At 72.3% G+C, this 20,379-nt stretch carries 21 protein-coding genes; 7 read left to right on the forward strand and 14 right to left on the reverse strand.

Annotated features, from left to right (window positions below):
- Window positions 1–39: 39 nt before the first annotated feature.
- The gene (locus tag AB0O40_RS20975) at window positions 40–2,718 is read left to right on the forward strand and encodes an ATP/GTP-binding protein (RefSeq protein WP_365043597.1); all 2,679 of its coding nucleotides are present in this window, start codon (window positions 40–42) and stop codon (window positions 2,716–2,718) included.
- Between the two features lie 184 nt (window positions 2,719–2,902).
- On the opposite strand, the gene AB0O40_RS20980 is transcribed toward AB0O40_RS20975, so the two are convergent.
- From AB0O40_RS20980 to AB0O40_RS21000, 5 genes are all read right to left on the reverse strand, one after another.
- A complete protein-coding gene (locus tag AB0O40_RS20980; RefSeq protein ID WP_365043600.1) occupies window positions 2,903–4,003 on the reverse strand; it encodes a hypothetical protein in 1,101 nt (366 codons plus the stop codon).
- Window positions 4,004–4,036: 33 nt separating this feature from the next.
- The gene (locus tag AB0O40_RS20985; protein WP_365043602.1) at window positions 4,037–4,336 is read right to left on the reverse strand and encodes a hypothetical protein; all 300 of its coding nucleotides are present in this window, start codon (window positions 4,334–4,336) and stop codon (window positions 4,037–4,039) included.
- A gap of 173 nt (window positions 4,337–4,509) precedes the next feature.
- On the reverse strand, window positions 4,510–6,600 hold the full coding sequence (locus AB0O40_RS20990; RefSeq protein ID WP_365043605.1) for a hypothetical protein: 2,091 nt from the start codon (window positions 6,598–6,600) through the stop codon (window positions 4,510–4,512).
- Between the two features lie 19 nt (window positions 6,601–6,619).
- Window positions 6,620–7,120, reverse strand: coding sequence for a hypothetical protein (locus AB0O40_RS20995; protein ID WP_365043608.1), 501 nt, complete (start codon window positions 7,118–7,120; stop codon window positions 6,620–6,622).
- Window position 7,121: 1 nt separating this feature from the next.
- Window positions 7,122–7,835 (reverse strand): hypothetical protein, encoded by a 714-nt coding sequence (locus AB0O40_RS21000; protein ID WP_365043611.1) that lies wholly within the window; start codon window positions 7,833–7,835, stop codon window positions 7,122–7,124.
- Window positions 7,836–8,222: 387 nt separating this feature from the next.
- Between AB0O40_RS21000 and AB0O40_RS21005 the strand changes: the two genes are divergently transcribed.
- From AB0O40_RS21005 to AB0O40_RS21015, 3 genes are all read left to right on the forward strand, one after another.
- A complete protein-coding gene (locus AB0O40_RS21005) occupies window positions 8,223–9,026 on the forward strand; it encodes a hypothetical protein (protein ID WP_365043614.1) in 804 nt (267 codons plus the stop codon).
- Window positions 9,027–9,037: 11 nt separating this feature from the next.
- The gene (locus tag AB0O40_RS21010) at window positions 9,038–9,508 is read left to right on the forward strand and encodes a hypothetical protein (RefSeq protein ID WP_365043617.1); all 471 of its coding nucleotides are present in this window, start codon (window positions 9,038–9,040) and stop codon (window positions 9,506–9,508) included.
- A 343-nt stretch (window positions 9,509–9,851) separates the two neighbouring features.
- A complete protein-coding gene (locus AB0O40_RS21015; RefSeq protein ID WP_365043620.1) occupies window positions 9,852–10,253 on the forward strand; it encodes a DUF3307 domain-containing protein in 402 nt (133 codons plus the stop codon).
- Window positions 10,254–10,438: 185 nt separating this feature from the next.
- Here AB0O40_RS21015 and AB0O40_RS21020 read toward each other — a convergent pair whose 3' ends face one another.
- Both AB0O40_RS21020 and AB0O40_RS21025 read right to left on the reverse strand, forming a co-directional pair.
- Window positions 10,439–11,317 carry a hypothetical protein gene (locus AB0O40_RS21020; RefSeq protein ID WP_365043623.1) on the reverse strand — a complete coding sequence of 293 codons (879 nt, stop codon included), beginning with the start codon at window positions 11,315–11,317 and terminating at the stop codon, window positions 10,439–10,441.
- On the reverse strand, window positions 11,314–12,123 hold the full coding sequence (locus AB0O40_RS21025) for an AAA family ATPase (protein ID WP_365043626.1): 810 nt from the start codon (window positions 12,121–12,123) through the stop codon (window positions 11,314–11,316). Before AB0O40_RS21025 ends, AB0O40_RS21020 begins: the two co-directional genes overlap by 4 nt.
- A 256-nt stretch (window positions 12,124–12,379) precedes the next feature.
- Between AB0O40_RS21025 and AB0O40_RS21030 the strand changes: the two genes are divergently transcribed.
- A complete protein-coding gene (locus AB0O40_RS21030; protein WP_365043629.1) occupies window positions 12,380–12,937 on the forward strand; it encodes a hypothetical protein in 558 nt (185 codons plus the stop codon).
- A 64-nt stretch (window positions 12,938–13,001) separates the two neighbouring features.
- On the opposite strand, the gene AB0O40_RS21035 is transcribed toward AB0O40_RS21030, so the two are convergent.
- The 7 genes from AB0O40_RS21035 to AB0O40_RS21065 all read right to left on the reverse strand — a co-directional run bounded on the left by AB0O40_RS21035 (window position 13,002) and on the right by AB0O40_RS21065 (window position 18,071).
- Entirely contained in the window at window positions 13,002–14,750 is a 1,749-nt protein-coding gene (locus tag AB0O40_RS21035; RefSeq protein WP_365043632.1) for a DUF2637 domain-containing protein, read from the reverse strand.
- Between the two features lie 271 nt (window positions 14,751–15,021).
- Complete coding sequence (locus AB0O40_RS21040) at window positions 15,022–15,186, reverse strand: hypothetical protein (protein ID WP_365043635.1); 165 nt, start codon at window positions 15,184–15,186, stop codon at window positions 15,022–15,024.
- 130 nt (window positions 15,187–15,316) lie between these two features.
- On the reverse strand, window positions 15,317–15,481 hold the full coding sequence (locus AB0O40_RS21045; RefSeq protein ID WP_365043637.1) for a hypothetical protein: 165 nt from the start codon (window positions 15,479–15,481) through the stop codon (window positions 15,317–15,319).
- Window positions 15,482–15,795: 314 nt separating this feature from the next.
- Window positions 15,796–16,656, reverse strand: a complete 861-nt coding sequence (locus AB0O40_RS21050) for a hypothetical protein (RefSeq protein ID WP_365043639.1) — start codon at window positions 16,654–16,656, stop codon at window positions 15,796–15,798.
- Window positions 16,656–17,183, reverse strand: coding sequence for a hypothetical protein (locus AB0O40_RS21055; protein ID WP_365043640.1), 528 nt, complete (start codon window positions 17,181–17,183; stop codon window positions 16,656–16,658). The genes AB0O40_RS21050 and AB0O40_RS21055 overlap by 1 nt, the downstream gene beginning before the upstream one ends.
- A gap of 10 nt (window positions 17,184–17,193) precedes the next feature.
- The gene (locus tag AB0O40_RS21060; RefSeq protein WP_365043642.1) at window positions 17,194–17,739 is read right to left on the reverse strand and encodes a hypothetical protein; all 546 of its coding nucleotides are present in this window, start codon (window positions 17,737–17,739) and stop codon (window positions 17,194–17,196) included.
- Window positions 17,740–17,759: 20 nt separating this feature from the next.
- Entirely contained in the window at window positions 17,760–18,071 is a 312-nt protein-coding gene (locus tag AB0O40_RS21065) for a WhiB family transcriptional regulator (RefSeq protein ID WP_365043644.1), read from the reverse strand.
- 412 nt (window positions 18,072–18,483) lie between these two features.
- On the opposite strand from AB0O40_RS21065, the gene AB0O40_RS21070 reads away from it, so the two are divergent.
- Both AB0O40_RS21070 and AB0O40_RS21075 read left to right on the forward strand, forming a co-directional pair.
- Window positions 18,484–19,317 carry a GntR family transcriptional regulator gene (locus AB0O40_RS21070; RefSeq protein WP_365043646.1) on the forward strand — a complete coding sequence of 278 codons (834 nt, stop codon included), beginning with the start codon at window positions 18,484–18,486 and terminating at the stop codon, window positions 19,315–19,317.
- Window positions 19,318–19,557: 240 nt separating this feature from the next.
- The gene (locus AB0O40_RS21075) at window positions 19,558–19,800 is read left to right on the forward strand and encodes a helix-turn-helix transcriptional regulator (protein WP_365043666.1); all 243 of its coding nucleotides are present in this window, start codon (window positions 19,558–19,560) and stop codon (window positions 19,798–19,800) included.
- The last annotated feature ends 579 nt before the right edge of the window (window positions 19,801–20,379 follow it).

Raw genomic sequence — 20,379 nt, forward strand, 5'->3', positions numbered from 1 at the left:
GTTGAAAGGGACAGGGGGCGTCGATCACCAGGGGGAGCCATGGCGGGACGGGATCTGCGGGCGCTGTTCAGCTCAAACGACCGGCGCTTGGAGGCCGCGGAGGCCTTCACCAACCGGCAGGGGCAGTGGGAGCTGGTCCAAACCGCCCTCGGCGAGCACCTGGCCACCCTCGCCTCCGCCTCGTTCGACGTGGAAGACCTTGAGGTGCCACGCAACAACATCCTGGTCTTCCACGGCACCGGCGGGATCGGAAAGACCACGCTCTCGCGGACCCTGGAGGCCGCACTCGCCGCTGGCACAGGCCCCCGGCCGGCCCGCTGGGGCGAACCCCGCTGGCCCGCCCGGCCGACGCTCCTGCCCATCCGGATCGACCTCGCCCGCTCCGCCGGCGTCGACTTCGAGCGCGTCATCCTGACCGTCCGCCTCGCCCTCGCCGCCCATCTGAACCGCCCGCTGCCCGCCTTCGACATCGCCCTGCGCCGGTACTGGGAACACCAGCACCCGGGCGAGCCGCTGGAGGAGTACCTGAGCCGCGGCGGCCTGGCCGCCCGCTTCGGCAAGCAGCTGCCCCAGCAGATGCAGTCCGCGCTCGCCGACATCGCCCAGGCCCTGCTGCTGCCCGGCACCATCGGCTCCGCGATCGGCCAGCTCACCGGCGCGCTGACCACCGCGCTCCGCGAGCGCCGGCAGACGGTCCGGGCCCTGGCCGGCTGCGCGCGCCTGGCCGACCTCCTGGACGCCGAGCCAGACCTGGACGCCCTCTCCTACTACCCGCACCTGCTCGCGTTCGAGCTCGGCCAGCTGCCCGCCGACCAGGCCGTCGTCCCGGTGGTGCTGCTGGACACCTTCGAGGACACCGGCACCCGCACCCACCGCGACCTCGAACGGCTCCTGCAGCGCCTGGTGTGGCTGTTGCCCAACGCGTTCTTCATCGTCACGGGTCGCGGGCGGCTGCAGTGGGCCGACCCCGCCCTGCAGGGCCAGCTCGACTGGACCGGGCCGGCCGCCTGGCCCGGGCTCGCCGGCCAGGCCGTCCCCGGACCCCGCACCGCAGGCACCCCCGCCGGAGCGGGCCGCCAGGTCCTCATCGGCGACTTCTCGCCGGAGGACTGCACCGGCTACCTCGCCCGCCGCCTCACCCGCGACGGCCAACCCCTCATCGACGCCGACCTGCGACAGATCATCGCCGAGCAGTCCCACGGCCTGCCCCTCTACCTCGACCTCGCCGCGCACCGCTTCCTCGAGCTGCACCGCGCTGGCCACACGCCGGCCGCCGCGGACTTCGGCGCTGACTTCCCCGCCCTGCTGACCCGCACCCTGGCCGACCTCACCCCGGACGAGCGCCACCTCCTACGCGCGGCCTCGCTGCTGGACGCCTTCGACCTGAAGCTGGCCACGGCCGCCGCCGGCCTTTCCCACCTGGCGGCCGCCTCCCGGATGGTCGAGCGGCCCTTCGTCCGCCACGACACCTTCGCCCTGTGGCCCTACCACCTGCACGCCTTGATCCGCTCCACCCTGCGCACCGCCGACGACGCCACCGACGACCGCTGGACGCCCGAGGACTGGCACCAGGCCGCCGTACGCGCCCTGGCCGCGCTCGGCGACCAGTGGCAGACGGCCCCCGGCCCGGACCGGCGCCTGCTGGTCGGCGTCCTGCGGCAAGGCCTAGCCCTGGCCCGCGACCACCAACTCGACCTCGGCTGGCTCACCGACGCCGCCTGGGCCTACACCGACGACTACGTATGGGAACCCCTCCCCCTGCCCGCCCGCGACGGCGCCGACGAGCACCTCGCCACCGCCGCCGACGCCCTGGCAGCCCTCCTGTCGGCGCTCGCCCGGCGCCAGCACGAACACCGCTCCGTCACCGTCTCCCGCCTCGACGAGATCCTCGACAGCCGCCTGCTGCCCACCGAGCTCACCGACCTGGCCCTGTACTACCGAGCCAAAGCCCACCGCGACCTGGGGCAGAGCACGGCGTCCCGCGACGGCATGCGACAGGTCGCCGACCGCGGCGGCCGGCTCGCCGCCGACGCGGCCCGCGGCCTGGCCCATCTGGCCCGTGCCGCCGGTGACTTCCCCTCCGCGCTAGCCACGGCCGGCACCCTGGGCTGGCCCGGCCGCGGCCATCGCGTCCTGGGCGACATCCACTTCGCCCACGGCGACATGAACCAGGCCGCCGCGGCGTTCACCGCCGCCCGCACCGAGGCCGAGCAGCACGCCAACCGCGGCGAGCAGGCCATCGCCCAAGCCAACCGCGCCCTGGCCATCGCCTTCACCGACCCCGAGCAGGCCGCCGACGAGATCGCCCTCGCCGAACAACTTCTTGCCGGTCTCGACCAGCGCGCCACCGCTCTGACCGTCCAGGTCGCAGCCATCGCCCGCAGCGCCGGCTCCCTCGCCAGCCTCGAGGGCGCTTGCGCGCTGCGCGCCGAGATCCGCACCGCCGGGATCACCTCTGCTGAAGCGGTCCTCGAGCTGGTCCTCGCCCTGCACCACGCAGCTGCTGCCGAGCCCGACAAGGTCCGCGCCGTGGTCGATCGGCTGCGAAATCTCGCCGAGCATGGCGACTACGCCTACTACGTGGACGTCGCGCACTTCATGGCCGGCCTGCCGCTGGCCGTCTCCCCAACCACGTGGCTGGACGGCCCGGACGCCGTCCGAGCCCGGTGGAAGCAGCTCGTCGAGGATCGGCAGGCACGGATCGTCGAGCAGCAGTGACCCGAAGGGTGCCGGGTGAGGATCTTCGCTGAAGCGTGCGAAGGGAAGCGCCGGCTCCGCCGCCCGGCGCTCTGCTGAACGCCGGGGCTCCGGGCACCATGGTCACGCCCGGCCCGAAAACGATGTGCCTGCTGCAGCGCTGGAAGGCTGCAGCAGGGCCTCGACCTTGTTCCGGCGTGCTCGGTCAGTCCTTGGGCTTCTTGGGGGCGCGGTTGCTGTGCGCGGCCATACCGCCGGAGACGTTGTTGGGTGCCTTCTGGGTGCCGATGGTGTTGGAGCGGCCCGGGCTGCGGTCTCCGTGCGCGGCCATGCCCGACAGGACGCCGGTGGCGGCCGAGGTGGTGCGGGCGGTGACGCGGGCGGCGGCCGCGGTCCCCTTGGCCATGCCGCGGGCGACCCGGAAGCTGTCGCCGGCGGCGGGCACGCGGGAGATCATCCAGACGGCGAGGGCCAGCGCGATGGCGCTGATGGCCAGGCCGGTGGTGACGTTGTTCTTGCCGGGCTCGGTCTCCAGGGCGGAGGCGAGGCCGAAGGTGATCACGATGATCGGCTGGACGAAGATCAGGGCGAGCATGACGCCGGCCCACCGGCGAACGTGGCCCCACCAGTCCCGGTCGACGAGCCCGGCGTAGATGACGGCGCTGAAGATCGCGCCGACGTAGATGGCCAGGGCCCGGATGACCAGGACGAGCCACAGGCCCCCGAAGAGGACGACGCTGACGAGGGAGACGATCAGGACCATCAGGGAGCCGCCGCCGACCTTGCCGGCCACCAGGTCGTCGCCGACGGAGTCGAACAAACCCTGTGGGGAGGTCCCAAGAGCGTTGGCGAGCGCGGTGGTGACGGCGTTGGTGGCGCCGATCACGACGTAGAGGATCAGCGGGGTGAACGCGGTCGCGCAGACGGCGAGCCAGAGGTAGCTGACCGCCTCGCCGAGGGCAGTGGTCATCGGGACGCCCTTGGCGGCGCGCTTGGCCACCGCGAGCAGCCACAGGACCAGGACCAGGACGGTGGAGGCGGCGAACACCACGGCGTACTGCTGGATGAAGGACTTGTTCGTCATGTCGACGGCGCCCGGGTCGGAGATGAGCCGGCCCAGCTCGTGGCCGACCCACTGCGCGGCCTTGGCCATGGAGTGCGCGAGGGACGTCAGCGGGTCCAGGGACTTGCTGGGGTCCTCGGGGGACCCGCCCGGCGGGGGCGCGGTGGGCGAGGGCAGCTTGTTCTCGCAGGCGGCCTTCGCAGTCGGCGGCAGGAGAGCGCACGGGTCATCGAGGATCGGCACTGGCGTCCCCTTCGGTCGTCGAGTCGGTCACGGTCAGTGGCGGGGCAAGGCCCGCTGAGCCTGTCGGAGTTGAGCGGCCACGGTGGTCGCGGCCTGTCCGGCCATGCGGAGCGCGGCGCTGCTTCTGGGGGTGGTGGGGGCGGCGGGGTCCAGGGCGGCGGCGGCCTGCTGGGCGGTGGCGGCCAGGGACTCGGCGAGGCGGGCGAGGTCGGTGACGGCCGGCGGGAGGGTGTGCGGGGCCCAGGCGGCGCGGCCGGTGCGGACCTCGTAGAGGAGTCGGTCGAGGGCGTCGGCGGCCACCCGGGCGTGCTGTGCCGGGTTATGCGAGGTCACGGGCCCTCCGGGGTGGGGTCTCGATTTGACCTGTCCGGCCTGTCACCGCAGGTCACAACCTGTTTTGTGACCTGTCTCATGGTGACAGGTCGGCAGGCCGAACGGGCGGCCCTGCCAGGATTCCGCCAGGCAACTGACAGGCCCTGCCAGGAGGATGACAGGTCGTTGACAGGTCACGACAGGCCGCCTCTCAGGTCCTTGAGCCGGTAGCCCGTCGGGCGCCCGGGGAGCTCGGAGAGGCGCTTGGTGCCGATGGCCAGTCCTGCGTCCCGCAGCTCTTTTTGGATCCGGCGGCCGATCATCGCGAGCCGGTCGTCTCGCCCGTCCCACTGCCGCCACACCGTCGGGTCTACCCCGGCGAGATGGTCGGCGATCTGCGCGACGGTCAGGCTTTCGGGGTCACCGTGCGTGGCGAACGCGGAGAGCAACGCGGCCGCGATCGCGGGGATCGGTGCCGCCGGTGCCGGCCCGGCGGCGGGCGCCGGCGGTGCGGGGGCGGTGAGGACGGGCAGGCCGGCGCTGACGCGCTCTTGGGCTCGGATGGCGGCGGTGGCGGCGTCGAGGTGGCGGACGTAGCGCAGGATGGGCTCTCGGTGCCGGGGGGTGATGCAGTAGAACTTGCCGGCGTCGGCCGGCTCCCACTCCCCTGGCGAGGGGACGAGGTGGTGGGGCAGCCAGCCCTTGGCGATGGCGTCGGGCTGGCCGACGACCAGGGGGACGTCCGCGGCCCGGCAGGGCATCATGATCCGCAGGCCGATGGCGTCGGCGATGGCGTCGCTCATGACGTCGTCCGTGGCGTCCTGGGTGACGATCACGAGCGTGATGCGGGCCTTCCGCCCGATGCGCATCAGGGCCACGCCCGCGGCCTTGCCGCGCTTGGTGAGCTGCGGCCACTCGTCGACGGCGACGATCACGGCAGGCGATTCGGCTGTGACGGGCCAGTTGTCGACGGCGGGGTCCATGGTCGCGATCCGCGCGCGGGCCAGGCCCAGCAGGTACTCGAGCTCGGCTTCGGCAGCCTGCGGGCTCAGGGCGGAGCGCACCGCGCACGGGCGCAGCGGGCCCAGGCCCCGGCCGGTGGGATCGACGTCGACCACGACGGCGTCCACGCAGGCGGTGGCGTACTCGACCAGAGCCCGGACCATCGCGCTCTTCCCGCCGCCGGAGTCGGCCACGATCAGGGCGTGCTGCCCGGCGAGGATGACAGGGGTCTCGTCGCCGTCGATCGAGATGCCGATGGAGCACGGGTCGTTGATCGAGGCCGAGCGGGGCGCGCGAACGGGGAACGGGCCGGGGTTGGCGAACGGGTCGGAGGTCAGGATCCGCACGGTAATGGCGGAGCCGTCGTCGGGGTTGGTGCGCTGGGCCAGGATGCGGCCGGCTCCGACGCGGAGCACGGTGGTCAGGCTCGGCAGGATGCGGATCAGGTCGCCGAGGGTGCCGCCGGAGAGGACCACGGGCACGCTCCAGCCCCAGCTGGTCTCCTGCGGCAGCAGGACATCTGCGACCTTGGCGCGCTGGGCGGCCAGGGCCAGGGTCATGCATTCGCGGACCCTTCGGGGGTCGCGGCCGGCCTCGCGCAGCGGGAACGGCTGCGGTTCGGGCTCGGCGAGCTCGGTGTGCGCGGGCGGTGCGGCCGGGACGAACAGCAGCCGGGGCACCGGGGGCCGGCGGTGGCCCGGGTTCCGTCCGGCCGCGGCGGCGGCCACGGTGAAGACGAGCGCGGCCGCGACGGCCACGACCACCGCGGCGGTGACGGACAGGATCGCGAGGCCGATCCAGGCGGCGGGCAGCAGCAGGGCGGCGATGCCCGCGCCCAGGTGGCGGCGGGAGCGGACCTGGCCGCGGCCGATCGCCAGCATCGAGGGCGTGACCTCGGTGTGCCGGAACTCCTCCTGGCCCATGCGCATCTGCAGGGCGGACCACTGCATGACCCGGTAGGAGATGACCGGCGAGGCTCCCCCGCCGCCGTAGTAGCCGCCGTACCCGCCGCGGCGCATCCGCTGCCGCTGCGCGTTCATCTGCATCATCTGGGCCTGGCGGCCGATCTTCTGCTGCTCCTTGAGCAGGCCGATGTTCTGCGAGACCTCCGCCTTGTTGCGCTGCCTGAAGCGCATCCAGGTGCGGTACTGGTCGTTGAGGACGCGGTGCGCGATGTGGGTGTCGGTCAGGTCCTCGGTGCGCCACCACCGGCCCCACTCGGCCCGCAGGTGCGCCGTGCCCGCCGCCAGTCCCCCGCCCTTCTTGGGGCCCGCCTCACTCACCGCTCTCTCCTCTCCCCCGTCAGATGCTGTGGATCAGCAGGTCGCCGACCGTGTTGCCGCTGGTGCGGATCAGGCCCATGGCCATGCCGACCAGGCCGGCCGAGGCCCCGAGCCACACCCCGACCAGCGCGCCGCGCAGCACCGGGGACTTCAGGTCGTAGCGGCCGGACTTGATCAGACCCGCGTACAGGGCGAGCAGGCACAGGCCCGCGATCACACCGGAGACCCCGACCTTCTCCCCGCCGGTCAGCGACGGGGTGCCACCGCTCGCGGCGGCGACGCCGGAGGCGCCCTTGAGGGCGTAGGTGCCCAGGCCGTCGCCGAGCGCGGCCGCGGTCCCGCCCATCACACCGAGCACACCGCCGCCGAGGAACAGCAGCGCGGCCAGGGCGACGCCAGCGAAAAAATGCAGCGGCGGAGTCGGGTCGCCGCCCTTCCACCGGCCGATTTGGTAGAAAAGCAGCACGAGGCCGAGCGCCACCGCTCCGATCCCGCCGCCTGCCACACCTGCTGTGGTCACGTCACACTCCTGTCAGCCAGTTGAGAGCCGTACGGCCGACCACGCGGAGCACGGCGATGATGATCAACCACGCCACGACCGCCGCCAGCAGGCGCAGCACGTAGCCGAAGACCCGGGCGTGCCAAGCCCGGACGAGGACGATGCCCACCCCCCGCAGCACGGATCCGATCAGGCCCGCGAAGAGGTTCCCGACCGGCAGCAGGCTGAGCGCCAGCAAGACGGCGGCGACCAGGAACACCGCCCCCAACGGGGCGAACAGGCCGTCGTCGGCCACCGACTTCGTGAACGCCCGAGCCGGCCCGGCGCCACGCACGGCCATGACGACGGCGATGAGCAGCGCGGGGGCGGTGTACTTCAGGCGCATCCACGAGAGGTCCAGGCCTCGCTCGGCGGGTGACGGCGGGGGGCCGGGCAGGTGGGCGGCGACGGCCTCGCCGATCGCGGCACCGACCTCCCAGGCCGCCTCCCTGCTCTGGTGGCCCTCCTCGGCCCAGGCCTGCTCTGTCTCCGTGCGAGGGTCCGGCCAGCGCCACCACTCCTCACCCGAGACGGGGGCGCCCAGAAACGGGTCCGGCGGGCCGCCGTACGGATCAGCCGGGACGCCCTCGGCAGGGGCGTGCTCGGGGCGCTGGGGCGGGATATGAGGCAGCTGCGGTTGCGGGTGCGGCGCAGCGCCGTCCGCCGGGTCCATCCAACCGCCCGCGTCCTGCGTCATGCCCCACCCCCGCGCACCGTGCTCAAACGATCACCATTGGCAATCTACGGCGCGCGGGCATCCTTGGTCCCGGCCTTTCACCAGCCAACTCTGGCCATATGCAGGCGTGTTCGTGCGCATACGTCAGCAGAACGGGTGATAGCGACCTGCGCGACGGTCCACCGGTGTGGAGCGGCCGGAATCGGTCCGCGTCACCGGGCGGGCGCCTGGACGCCCCGGGCGCTGGTGCTGCTCGCCTGCAGGCACCCGACCTGCCGGACCGGCCGTCTCGGGGCGCTGCGGCCGCGCCTGTGGCAGCGGCCGCGCGCAGGGCGGGCCTCAGCCCCCTTCCAGCCATAGATGTCTAACTCATAGACATGTCCATTTCTTAGACAGCATTCTGGGGTCGTGAACAGAGAACGCGAGCAGGCCCTGGCCGCCCTGCGCCAGTGGTCCGTCCCCGGACGCCGCGCCGAGCTGGTCGCCGCGGCCTGGGGGGCCGGCGCCACGGTGGTGGCGATCGCCGAGGCCGCCCGGGCCAAGAGCCGGCAGACCATCTACGACGACCTCAGGTCTCAGGGCATCGACCCCCGCAGCCGACCGAAGGAGAGCACCGTGATCACCGACTTGTCCCCGCTCGACATCGAGGGCTTCACCGGCAACGGCGAATCGGCAGACGCCGAGTTCCAGGCCGCCATGCTCCGCTGGATCGCCGAGCACCCCACCTTCGACAAGCGCGGTCAGGAGGTCCAGACGGAGGGCATGCGGCTGGTCGCCCTGATGGACACCACCGTCCGCTACGCCGACGTCCGCGACCTGCTGGCCCACGAACAGGTCGCCCGCTCCGCCCGAGACCGCCTGCTGCACCAGGTCGAGCTGCGCTGGGAGGCGCTGAGCACCGCCGCGTCCTGGCTGGCCGCCCACCACGCCTACGTCCTCGCGGTGGACGAAGCCCGGATCGGCGTCGACATGTGGTGCGAGCGCGCCGAGGCCGCGATCAACCGCCCGTTCTACTGCTCCACGGAGCGGGACGAGGCTGCCTACCGCCAGATCCAGGATGCCGGGCACCCGGCGCTGGAACAGCACCAGGCCGACCTCGACCGCACGCCGGCCCAGACCGCCGAGCGTCTTCGCGCCCATCTTGACCAGGCCCACGAGCGCCGTACCGAACTGGCCGCCCAGACCATGCCGCTGGCCCAGGCCGCCCAGTGAAGACGCCGGCCATGCAACCCGGCTTCCGCAGCCGCTTACGCACCCAGGGGGACACGATGCTCGACCGGTTCGCCATCGACGACGGCCGCCACCTGCCGCAGTTGGTCATCAACGAGGACGCCTCCGCCACCGCCGGTACGGCCCGGTACACGGCCTCCTGCTCCTGCGGACGGATGCCCGGTCAGACGGCCGGAACCCGCGACCAGGCCCTCGCCGCCCACCTCGCCCATGTCACCACCCGGACCGGCCCGTCCAAGGGCCCGCACTGGCTCCCCGTCGGGGCGCGCCTGCTCATCCTCGCCGGGGCCATGGCGCTCGTCTGGGGCCTCTGCTTCACCGCCGGGCAGATCATCACGGACACCCAGGACCTCACCGGCGCCGCCGCGAAGGCGGTCCTCGCCGGTGCCCACCTGACCGGTCTCCTGCTGGCCTTCGGCCTCATGGTCGCCGTCCGGCGCTACATCGCTCCCACCCGCGCCTGACCTGCGCCTCGACGGACGGCGCCGGAGGTATGAGAGGTGCCTTCGCGGCCGGCGCCGTCGCCGGCCGTCGGCCGAACCTGCTGGGACGAGTAGCACCACGGTCACAACCCCCGCCACCACGCCCAGGTAGCCAACCCCAGCGAGAACAGCAGCGCCCGAGTCCATGAGAGGTGGTCTCGGGCGCCGCTTCGACTCTAACCAGATGCACTCCGGACAGTGCAGATCTTCACGTGGTGCATCAACCGCCGCTCCGGCGACCACCACCGTCCGAAAGGGGACGGCCGTCCACTGCCAGGCGCACGGCCGCCCCGTCCTCACCCGATCGCAGACCAGGGAGACCACCATGTTCGCAGCAGGCTTCGTGCTCCTCCTCCTCGGCCACTGGCTCGCCGACTACCCCCTTCAGACGGACCACCAGGCCAGGCACAAGGCCTCTTGCAGCCGCGCCGGCTGGACCGCGAACCTCACCCACTCCGCCACGCACGTCCTGCTGTGCGGCGTCGCGCTGGCCGTCGGCGCCTTGCTCCTGGACGAGGTGACGCTCAGCGGCTGGCCGACTTGCGCGGCCCTGCTCTGGATCGGGGCGACCCACGGCTTCATCGACCGGCGCTGGCCCGTGGCCCGCTGGATGCGCCTCGCCCGCCAGGAGAGCTGGGCCGAGCACGGAGGGGCCGCCCACGTCGACCAGGCCGCCCACGCCCTGGCCCTCGGGCTGGCCGCGCTCTTCCTCGCTGCCACCACCTGACCTCAAGCCCCCAGCCGAGTAGGCTCGCTGACTCGCACCCCACGAAGTGACCTGGCAAGCGCGTCAGCTAGCTGACAAGCTAGCCAGTCGGCTGTTCAGGCACGCTTCGTTTGGGTCACCCAAATTTGGGTGACCCACATCCACAACGGCTCTACCCGCCAACGAAGGCTTGGGCCAGGGTCAGGTCATTTCTGGTCCGACGAAGCGCTCATCGCCCTGCGGGCGGTCTTCTTGGCCGTTTCGACCCGGCGCAGCACACGCGCGAGTTCGCTTTCGATCAGCTTCACCTGCGCCAAGACCTGATCGGGGTCCTCCTGGACCAGTTCCTCAATGCGCCGTGGAGCGAGGGCACGATAGGCATCTGCGAAGGACAGCTGGCCCGCCATCTCTGCCGTCGGCTTCGAAGGTGTCGGCTTGGGTTCGGGGGTGCGCTTCTCCGGGGCGGCCGGCACGAGACCGAGGTCTTGCGCCGCTGAGGTGAGTGACGCGAGGGAGAGCTTGCCCGTCGCCTTGGCGCCTTCCAGCACGAGGCCGGCCGCCTCGGGGTCGGACCGGTACAGCGGGGCGAGGAAAGCTGCTTGGGAAGCGATGATCGGAGTCTGGGTCTCGTCGATCAGCTGGGTGAGGTCCCTGATGTTCTTCGCGTCGTCCATGAGCTTGTAGACGTACGAACGGTCGATGCCCAGAGTCTCCGCGTACGCGCCGACCGACATGCCGCGTTCGACGTTCGCGTTCCGATCCAACAGGAGCCTGATCAGTTCGCCCTTCGCAACGCTGCCTCGCATCTTGGCGAGTTGGAACGACGCGCCTTCGGCACGATCTGCGGCTCGGTACGCGTCTTCCAGCCGCTCAATCTGCGCGAGGGTGTCCAGCCCGCCGATACCTGCGACGTCGAACTCTGCAGGGAGCAGACTCGCAGGCTCAGCCGCGGGGATCGGCTCGCTCGCCGGGTGGGGCAGAGCCGGATCCCTTGTCGCATCAGCGGCACGGGGAACTCGGGTTGCGCGCTGCGCGGTCTCCGCCTCGAGGCCCTGGACGCCCTGCGCGATCAGCTTGTTGCTCATTCGGGGACTCCCGCTACGCTGAGGATCTTGTCGTACGCGGACACCAGGGCAGTAGCTTCCCTGCCGGATTGCGTGGTGATGGGCACCTTGGCGAAGCGGGTGTGCTGCCGGATGGTGTGGCGCGGGATGGCCAGGTCGTCCCGGTACAGCGGGCCGTAGGTGTCGGCGAGGTGCTTGCCGATGACGTCGCCGAGGGTGCTCCTGCCGCCGGGCACGATGCTCGGCACGATCGCGACGACCTGGAGGTTCGGGTTGTAGTCCTCCTTCACCTGCTCGACGGTGGCCATCGCGTGTTGCACGCCGAGCCGGCCGTCCTCGTCGAGGGTCGCCGGGATGAACACGTGGGTCGCGGTGGTCAGGCCGGCGACGACCAGGTGGCCGCCGACTCGGGGCGGAAGGTCTATCAGGCTGACGTCGCCGTCCTTCATGACGCCGTGCAAGCCGTTGCGGAGGCGGAAGACAAGGCCGGTGGACGGGTCGGTCTCGCGGTGTCCCAGTACGCGTTCGGCGGCCAGTACGCGCAGTCCTGACCATGCGTCGGCGGCGTCCTGCAGCACGTCGGCCGCGAGCCCCTTCTCCCCCTGATTGTCCAGGGCGAGGAGGTCGTTCACGCTGCTGGGGAGTGCGGTGGGGTCGAGTCCGAGTTCGGACGTGAACGTGCCGCGGGGGTCGAGGTCAGCGGCGTAGACCGTCCCGATGAGGCCCTGTTGGGCGCGTCTGCGGGCGACAGCTGCGAGGCCGGCCGCGAGTGCGCTCTTGCCGACGCCGCCCTTCTCGCTGTACGACGCGATGCGCGTGCCCTGCATGGTGGATCCTTCCCACAACATCCTTGGTCCCGCATGCAGGGTATCCCGCAGGGTTCAAGCCGGAGAAAATGCTTCCGATTCCGGGGTGTCGAAAAATTTCGACACCCTAAATCCGACCGCCGGTGAGAGGCGGTCAGACCACCTCGCGCCCCTGCCGGACCGTCACGGGTACGCGGTGCATGGGCGGCAGTCGAGGCGAGCAACCGCCTGGTGGGTCGCCCTCGACCACGGAACACGACCAGGGAGAATGGCCCGCATGACGCGCCCGATGCTGACCCAGCGGGAGGCCGCCGCCGCGTGCGGCGTCAGCCGCTCCACGATCCGCCGCCGCCGAGAACTCGGTGAGCTGTCGGGTTCCGTTGAGGACCCTAAGCGCGGGTGGCTGATCCCTGTGGAGGCGTTGTTGGCGGCTGGGTTCCGTCTCAACGCCCCGGCGCCGGCTGACGCCTCGGCCGCAACTGGCGCAGGCCAGGTTGAGGCGGATGGGGAGAGTCAGGACGCGGCTGCCCTGCGGGCCGAGCTGGCCCGGGTGCGCGCCGAGCATGCCCTGGCCCTGGCCGAAGAGCGGCACGCGAAACAGCTCGCCGAGGCCAGGGTGGAGCACATGAGCTTCCAGCTCGCCGAGCGGCTGGCTCGTATTGAAGACCTGCAGCGGGCGGTGGCAGCGCTGACTCCCGCCCCGGTGCGGTCCGCGCTCGTCTCGGTGGCGGAGGCCGGTCCGACGGTGCCCGGTCAGGCCTACGCCGAGTCGGCTTCATCGCCTGACGACGAGGCGGCCGCTTCGCGCCGGAAGTGGTGGGGCAGTCGGCCCTGAGGGGCAACGCGCGACGGCGGGTGTCACCCCGGGGTTGGGGTGGCACCCGCCGTCGTGTGTCGGGTCAGGCGGTCCGGCTGTCCATCGCCAGCTCGAAATCGTCCGGGCGGTACCCGTCCAGCAGCCGGCCGACGGCCGCCTTCCGGATGTCGCCGGCGGCGGTCTGGCCCACATTCAGCGCGGCCATGACCTCGGTGAGCGGTACCGCGCCCAACTCCTCTTCGGCCCTCTCGGGGGTGACGCCGGCCGCGAGCAGCATCCGGGCGACCAGGCGCTCGGAGCGCTCACGCGGGCCCAGCCGTGCGAAATCCTCAGCCTGCTGGATCCGCGCTTCGAGCACGGACGTCTCGTACCGAGCGACGGCGGCGGTCTGCTCCGCAGCCAGCCGGTCGGCCTCCGCCTTCGCCTTGTCGGCATCGGCCCGCTCGGCGAGCGCCGCCTGCGTCTTGGCCCGGGTCTCCGCCTCGGCGGCCTCCGCTGCCGCCTTCGTCTTCTGCGCCCGGACGCGCTCCGTCTCCGCCCGCACCCGCTCGGCGGAAGCCTCGTCCTCGGCCGCCTGCAGGCGCGCGGCGGCGGCCTCCGCCGACTCCAGCGCCTTGGCCTCCGTCAGGGACAGGCGCTCCGCCGCGACACGGCGGTGCTCCGCGGCGGCCCGTGCGGCTGCCGCTTCCGACTCCGCAGCCGCCTGCGCGGCCTCCGCCCCCGCGGCCGCCTGCCCCGCGCGGACAGCCGCCTGGTGCTCGGCGACCTTGATGTCGGTGTCGTCCTCCAGGGCCTGCAGCTGCTGCTGCTTGCGCCGCTGACGCTCCTGCTCCGCCCTCACCCGTTCGCGCTCCTCCTCGGCACGGGCACGCTCCTCCGCCTCCGCCTTCCACTTCGCCGGGAGCGCGAGGGCCTCCTCCACGGTGTAGCCGCGGGGCGCCATCGTCATTGGAAGCCGCTGCACCTCCGATGCTTTCGACAGATCGCCACCCAGCTCCTGGGTCAGCCAGACCCGGTACCCCTCCAGGGCCTGCTCCCGGTCGACCATGTCGCGGTAGGACGTCACGGCGGCCAGGCGCATGCGCCGGTACAGCCGGCCCGTACGGATCGGGGAGAGCACCCAGCGGTGCAGCGGGATGCGGTCGGCGGCGGTGCCGGCCTTCACGCGGGAGGCGTGCAGCAGCAGCCTGCGGGCGCCTTCGACGCCGAGGACGAAAAGCCCAGGCATGGCCGCGTGGCTGAGCGCCCACAGGGGGTTGGCCGTGATCCCGGCCCAGACCGACTGGTTGTCCTGGATGCCGTCGGACGCGTTGAACAGGACCGTGACCAGCGTCATTACATGCGCTGCCAGGCGAAGGACAGGCCAGGGCGTACGGCGGCGGACCATCACCAGGTCGAATGCCAGGAGCGCGATGATCGACGCGTCCACCCCGATGGGGAACCACGGAGCCAGCGTCGTGCTGAATCCGTGGGCGAGGGCGAACCTCTCCAGCGTCGAGTACGAGGCAGCGAAGCCGATCACGCCCACGACGGGCATGCCCACGACGGTCACGGCCATCAGGAGCCAGCCCACGTACCGGCTCGGTCCGGCGGGCGCCGGGGTGGCCACGGTGGCCGGGGTCGCCTGGCCGGTGGCCGGGCCCATGGCCTCCCCCTGGCCACCGCCCCCCGGCCACCCCTGGCCGCCCTTGCGCGGCAAGGGCGGAGCGGTCTCCGCTCCGGCCGGAGTGGCCTGTCGTGGCCGCGGAGCGGCCCCGGCCGTGGCCGGGGTGGCCCCGGCCACGGCCCCCTCCTGGCCTACCGTCTGGCCGTCCGTCAGCGTCATGTCCATCCCGGCAGTTTGCCTGCTCTCCTGTCGGGCCGGAGCACCGCCCCGCCCATCCGGAGCGGGCACAGCTCCGGGCGGAGCGAGGGGAACGCCCTTGCGCGTCAGGTCGTGCAGTCTCTGCTGCAGTGTCACGAGTACCTCCAGGGCACGTCTTTGGGGACGGCGGGCTCGGTGGTTCCGGCCCGCCGGTGGGCGGCCGCGGTGGCTTGCCCGGGTGCGGGTGCTCTTCCGCGGCCGCCGCGGGTGTGCGGTCAAGCGCAGGGGCGCAGGTCGGTCACTGGGCGAGGTGCGCGGCAACTTCGGCCACGACGGCCCCGGCGGCCTGGTTCGTCGCGGCCAGGTCCTCGGCCGCGATGGTGGCGTTCCATATGGCGACCGTGCTGGCGGTGCGGGCGGCTTCCATGGCCTCGGCTGCGGCCTGGCGCTCGGCGTCTCCCATCACGCACCCCCGAGGGCGAGCGTCAGGAGCCGGGTGGTCCAGTCGCCGCACACCGCGCACCGGTACGTCCCGCGGTTGGTCCGCTCCTGCTTCATCCGCCGGCCGTGGCAGCGCGGCGCCGTGCCCCGGCTCACCGGTCGCCCCGCAGACGCCCGTTGCTGCCGTTGCCGGCGCCCGGGGTCGGCTGCGACCCGCTCGGGTGGTGTCCGCCGCGCGAGGAGCTGTACGTCGTCTCGTGCCGGGGGTCCGGCCTGCTGCCGGGGGCGGTCGAGATCTTCTTGTCGTTGAGTGCCACGATGGGACTCCTGTCTCCGTGAGAGATGGGAGCGGGGCGCCCGAATCTTCTTGGCGGTTGAGGCGGGCGCCTCGCGCTGTGCGGGGCTGGCTGGCGGCTCCCCCCGATCCGCCCCCGGGCGTGCGACGCGGGGGCGGACGGGCAGCGGGCAGACGGGGGCCACGCCCCTCTCGGGGCGGGCGGTACGCGGCGGGTAGGGCCGGTAGGTAGGGGCCTGGTAGGCGGCCGGTAGGACGCGCGCTGACCTGCGATGACTACCGGGCTACCCCGGCCCCTGAGAGGGGCCGGGGACAGGCCTGCGGGGAGTGGCTGAGCTACCCCTCGGCGGGGGCCGCGGGAGCGGCCTGAACGGGCGGCTCCGCGGGCGCCGCAGCGGGGCCCGGCGGGGGGCTGGCTGCCGGGCCCGGCGGGGGCTCCTCCCCGGCCGGGTCGGGCACCGCCTGGAGCAGGGCCGGGAGGTCCCTCACTCGGACCCCCTGACGGACCGACTGCCGGCCGTTGAACTTCAGCTTCAGCTTCTCCTCGACCGGCACCCCCCAGGACTCGATCTCGGCGCGGAGCGCGGCCTGGTCCCACCCGGCCAGTTCGCCGGAGCGCTGAGCGGCGGCCAGGACGTCGGCCAGGTGCGCCCCGGTACCGCTGTCGCTGGTGCCCGCCACCGAGTGCACCAAGGCGACCAGGTGGGTCCGGGGCGGCGCCTCGGCCACCACCACCGGCTCCGGGGGAGCGCAGTCCCCCGAGCCCTCCCCCTCCGCGCAGGGCTCGGCTCCCTTCCCGGCCGGAGCCGCCCCCGGGCCGCTGCTGGCCCCAGGGGTGGGGGCGTTCAGGCGGGCGGCGACGCACCAGGCAACGCCGGCGGCCGGGAGGAGCCACGGGGCGTACGGGCCGGCCGCGGCCGGGAGCGCGGTCACCGCGACGTAGCCGCCGAACGCGGACCCGCCGAACCGGAACGCCGGGTCCTCCCTCGCCCAGGCCCAGCCCCGGCCGATCAGGACCCGCGACCCCGGCCCCACCCCCGCCAACGCGGCGGCCAGGGCCTCCCGGGTAGGGAGGTAGGGCCGCAGCTCAGCACGCACCCGGGCCGCCCTACCCGGCTCGGCTACCAGCTCGAGGACCGGCCCGTCCTCCAGCTCCTCCTGGTCCTCGGCCGCGGGGGCCAGCTCGGCGTCGGCCATCACGCCGCCCCGATCGCGTGGACCCCGGTCAGGAGCAGCGCCTGGGGCAGGCCCCAGATCCCTCCGGCCTGCGCCCACACCCCCGCGGTCACCAGCCCGGTGAGCGCCGCCGTGGCCGGCCGCGGCTCCCGGAAGTACATGAACGCGGCCAGCAGCAGGGAGACGCCGCCCATGCCCACGGTGCCGAACCCGCCGGAAGTGAACGTTTGCGCGAATGCGTTCGACACCTGGCCGCCGACCGTCCACATGGAGCCGGCCGCCATCCAGCACGTCCCCGTGGCCAGCCCCAGGCCGGTGGCCTCGGGGCTGGTCAGCTTCCGGCGGATCTTGCCCTTCTTGGCCCCGCCGGCGCCGTCCCCACCGGCCTTGGCCTTGGGCTCCTTGATGCCGCCGATCAGACTGGCGGTCCCGGCCAGCGCCAGGCCGCCGGCGCCGACCGACCCGAGCAGCGCGCCGCCGATGCTGAACCCCTCACCGGCCGTCTGCTCAGCGGCGATCACATGCAGGGTCTCGATGTGCTCGAACATGACTCTCCTGTCAGTGATGGAACGGGGTCGCGGGTGCGTACAGGGCCAGCGCGGTCACCGCGGAGGCCAGGGGGATCCGGGCGATCCACCGGATCACCGGGTGCCAGTGCCGGGTCCTCCGGTCCCAGACCGCCGCGGTCCCCAGGCACAGCACGCCGCCCAGCACCAGCGCGCCCGAGATCGAGTTCCGCCCGCAGTCGTTGATCCACCCCGCGTACAGCGGCTCCAGCCCGATCCACCAACCGCCGGCCACCGCCGCCGCGTTCTCCAGCAACTGCTTCGACTCGTTGGACAGCGCGGGCCGCTCCGGCAGGGACGGCGCCGCGGGCATCGAGGGCCAGTAGCCCTCCGCCGGCCGCAGCCACTCACCCGGCTCAGCCTCCGCCTCCGCGGCGGCCTCCGGCTCCGGCGCGGGCTCGGCAACCACGGGCTCGGCCGGCGCCAGGTCCGGGTAGGCGTACAACGCGTCGAGCCAGTCCGGCTCCCGCTCCGGCTCCGGCACCACCGCGGCGACCTGCGGGCGCGCCGCCGGCCAACCCGGCGGCAGCGGGGGCATCGGGGGCACCCCGCCCGCGCTCACTGCTGGCCCCGCTTCCGCTTCCGCAGCTCAACGAACAGCGCCCGCCGGTCCGCCTGGCGGAGCCCACCGCGCACCCCGTTGATCCGGGTCTCCACGGTGCACTCCGCCATCTCCCGCGCCAGACACCAGTCCCGCACCGGGCACCCGGCACACACCAGCAGCGCCCGCCGCTCCGCCAGGCTCGGCGGCCCCGCCGCGTGCGAGGCCTCCGGGAAGAACAAGTCGGGGTCGATCCCCGCCCCCTGACAAGCCGGCGCCTCCGCCGGCCCCGGGTCCTGGGCGACCCGCCGGGCGTTCAGGGAGAGCATCACAGCGTCACCCCCAGCCCCCGCAGGTGCGCCCGCACCCGCAGCTCGTCACCACCGAACCCAAAACCCGGCACCGGGTCCTGGGCCACGGCCTTCGCCGTGCCACACCGAGACGGCATGGCCGTCCAGGTCCGAACCTCAGCGCGCCGCGCACTCCTCCGGGGACGCCGCCAGCGTCCCCTGTCTGCAAGCATCAACATGTCGGCCTCCATCACATGGGCAGGTCCGACAGCCGGGTCCGACGCTCCAACGTCGGCAACGGGTCCCCGCACCTGAGGGGACACGGGCGGCCCCTGGCTCCAACCGGGGGCCGCTCCGGCTGACATGAGTTATCGTATACGACAGAGCTAGCCGGACGCAAGATTGACGTATACGCTAAATATCGACAGCGGCCGGCGGGAGGAGTGGGACAGTGGCCAGGTACGAGGAGATCGCGCGTGAGCTGCGCGAACGCATCACATCGGGGGAGTACCCCCCGGGCTCGGCCCTGCCGCTCATGCGAGAAATCGCCGCGGAGTACGGCGTCAGCGACATCACGGTCCGCAAAGCCTGGGGTGTGCTCACCCGTGAAGGGTTGATCGAATCCCGACGGCGGTCGGGGCACTACGTCCGTGAGCACCCCGACCGCCTGCGACTGGTCGTGCGCGACCGGCAGATGGAGAGGGACGAGCTCGGCTACTACAGCGGCTCGGAGTCTCAGCACTGGCGGCCGATCCAGTGGCCCGAAGGCGAGCCGCTCCGCGTAACTACCGCCCCGGCCCCGGCTGATGTGGCCGACATTCTGGGCGTCGAGGCCGGCGCTCCCCTGACGGTACGGCGACGCATCGTCGGTGACCACGACGTGGAAACCCATCGTCAGCTCGCTGACAGCTGGCTCGCCCAATGGGTGGGGGAGGAACTCCCGCAGCTCACCGGAAGCACGGGAACTGGTGGGATGTATGACCGCCTTGAGGAGTGGGGCGGGCGCCCCCTGTCCTGGCGAGAAGAAGTGTCTGCAAGGATGCCTTCGCCCGACGAAGCCGACGCCCTGAGCATGCCGCGGATGGGAGTTCCTCTTTTGCGCGCGCTCCGTGTCACGTATTTCGATGGCACTGATGAGACGCCACCACGAGTCGCAGAAGTTCAGGACATCAGGATGTCAGCGGCCCTTTTCTCCGTCGGATATCCTCTGCCCCGCGGCATTTCTGCCACCTGGCCAGTAACCCCCGCCACCAGCGACTATTACGGCGCCGCCACCGAAGAATAGGTCGCACCCTACGGATAGAGCAGCGGGGCTCGGACCATGGGACGAGCCCCGCGATGTGGACGCCGTCGGCAGCTGCTGCCGCAGCCAGCGAGAGGAAACCACCGCCTATCCGAGCGGGCCAAAGAGGCCGACACGCCCGTCGATCAGACGGACAGAACAACGATCTGCGAGTATCTTTCACATCTCTTGCTATTGGAGGTGAAGGTGACGGCCACTCATGACCCTGTGGCAGCCGTAGACATGCTGTTGCATGCCCAAACGCCGCTCTTGCCCCCTGTCCTTCGGGGGCCGCTTCGGCGTGCGGCCGGACTGAGTCAGCGCCAGGTGGCGCAGGCTGTCGGCGTCCGCCCGCTGCAGATCATCCGCTGGGAGGCAGGCGAGGCCGAGCCTCGCGCTGGCGTACGCCGAGTGGCCTACAGCCGTCTACTCCAAGCGCTGGCACAGCAACACCCTGACATCGTGGCATCGACCGCAGTGCCTTAGAAACGCTGAAGCCGCCCCTGCGCCAACAGGAGCGGCCAATACAGCAAGCGACTCGCTACCTTCCACAGCCCGAGTCGTGTCCGGTGAGGTGACCTCGCCGGGGGTGATGCCCGTGGGCCTGTGGGCCCGCGTGGTCACCGATACCCCAGGATAGGGGGCTCCTCACTCTGAGGCCACCATTCCAGGGCCCTGTCTGGTCACACTGCCGTCCACGGCTCCCCGTATAGGGGAGAAAACATCCCGTGCTTGACCTGCACGTCTTCCGCTTCAGCCCCGCATCTGGGTGCCGTCGTCCCGCCCTCTGCACCCATGTGGTGTCTGCTGGGGGTGTCCGGTGAGCCTGTATCCAGTCCTGTGGGCTATTGATCATGCTCCGGTCTATGACGCCGAGGAGCGCGCCGTCCTGGTGGCCCTGGTAGTGAAGGGCGACTTCGACGGGCTGAACTGTTTCCGGTCGTATCCGACGCTCGCGAAAGCCGCGCGGATCGACAAGAAGACCGTCGGCGCGAAGTGCCGGGCGATGGAGTCCCGGGGGCTGCTTCGCCGCCAGGCGAAGCACCGGTCGCGGGTGTGGCTGTC

It is taken from the genome of Streptomyces sp. NPDC089919 (genome assembly GCF_040684615.1).
GTDB lineage: Bacteria > Actinomycetota > Actinomycetes > Streptomycetales > Streptomycetaceae > Streptomyces.

What these genes read in the sequence shown, in the direction of transcription:
- AB0O40_RS21065 (WP_365043644.1), bottom strand. Translation starts at nt 18,071, where the DNA reads ATGCTCTCCCTGAACGCCCGGCGGGTCGCCCAGGACCCGGGGCCGGCG.
- AB0O40_RS21000 (WP_365043611.1), bottom strand. Translation starts at nt 7,835, where the DNA reads ATGACGCAGGACGCGGGCGGTTGGATGGACCCGGCGGACGGCGCTGCG.
- AB0O40_RS21040 (WP_365043635.1), bottom strand. Translation starts at nt 15,186, where the DNA reads ATGGGAGACGCCGAGCGCCAGGCCGCAGCCGAGGCCATGGAAGCCGCC.
- AB0O40_RS21055 (WP_365043640.1), bottom strand. Translation starts at nt 17,183, where the DNA reads ATGTTCGAGCACATCGAGACCCTGCATGTGATCGCCGCTGAGCAGACG.
- AB0O40_RS21025 (WP_365043626.1), bottom strand. Translation starts at nt 12,123, where the DNA reads ATGCAGGGCACGCGCATCGCGTCGTACAGCGAGAAGGGCGGCGTCGGC.
- AB0O40_RS20975 (WP_365043597.1), top strand. Translation starts at nt 40, where the DNA reads ATGGCGGGACGGGATCTGCGGGCGCTGTTCAGCTCAAACGACCGGCGC.
- AB0O40_RS21015 (WP_365043620.1), top strand. Translation starts at nt 9,852, where the DNA reads ATGTTCGCAGCAGGCTTCGTGCTCCTCCTCCTCGGCCACTGGCTCGCC.
- AB0O40_RS21035 (WP_365043632.1), bottom strand. Translation starts at nt 14,750, where the DNA reads ATGGACATGACGCTGACGGACGGCCAGACGGTAGGCCAGGAGGGGGCC.
- AB0O40_RS21060 (WP_365043642.1), bottom strand. Translation starts at nt 17,739, where the DNA reads ATGCCCCCGCTGCCGCCGGGTTGGCCGGCGGCGCGCCCGCAGGTCGCC.
- AB0O40_RS21010 (WP_365043617.1), top strand. Translation starts at nt 9,038, where the DNA reads ATGCAACCCGGCTTCCGCAGCCGCTTACGCACCCAGGGGGACACGATG.
- AB0O40_RS21020 (WP_365043623.1), bottom strand. Translation starts at nt 11,317, where the DNA reads ATGAGCAACAAGCTGATCGCGCAGGGCGTCCAGGGCCTCGAGGCGGAG.
- AB0O40_RS21075 (WP_365043666.1), top strand. Translation starts at nt 19,558, where the DNA reads ATGCTGTTGCATGCCCAAACGCCGCTCTTGCCCCCTGTCCTTCGGGGG.
- AB0O40_RS21050 (WP_365043639.1), bottom strand. Translation starts at nt 16,656, where the DNA reads ATGGCCGACGCCGAGCTGGCCCCCGCGGCCGAGGACCAGGAGGAGCTG.
- AB0O40_RS21030 (WP_365043629.1), top strand. Translation starts at nt 12,380, where the DNA reads ATGACGCGCCCGATGCTGACCCAGCGGGAGGCCGCCGCCGCGTGCGGC.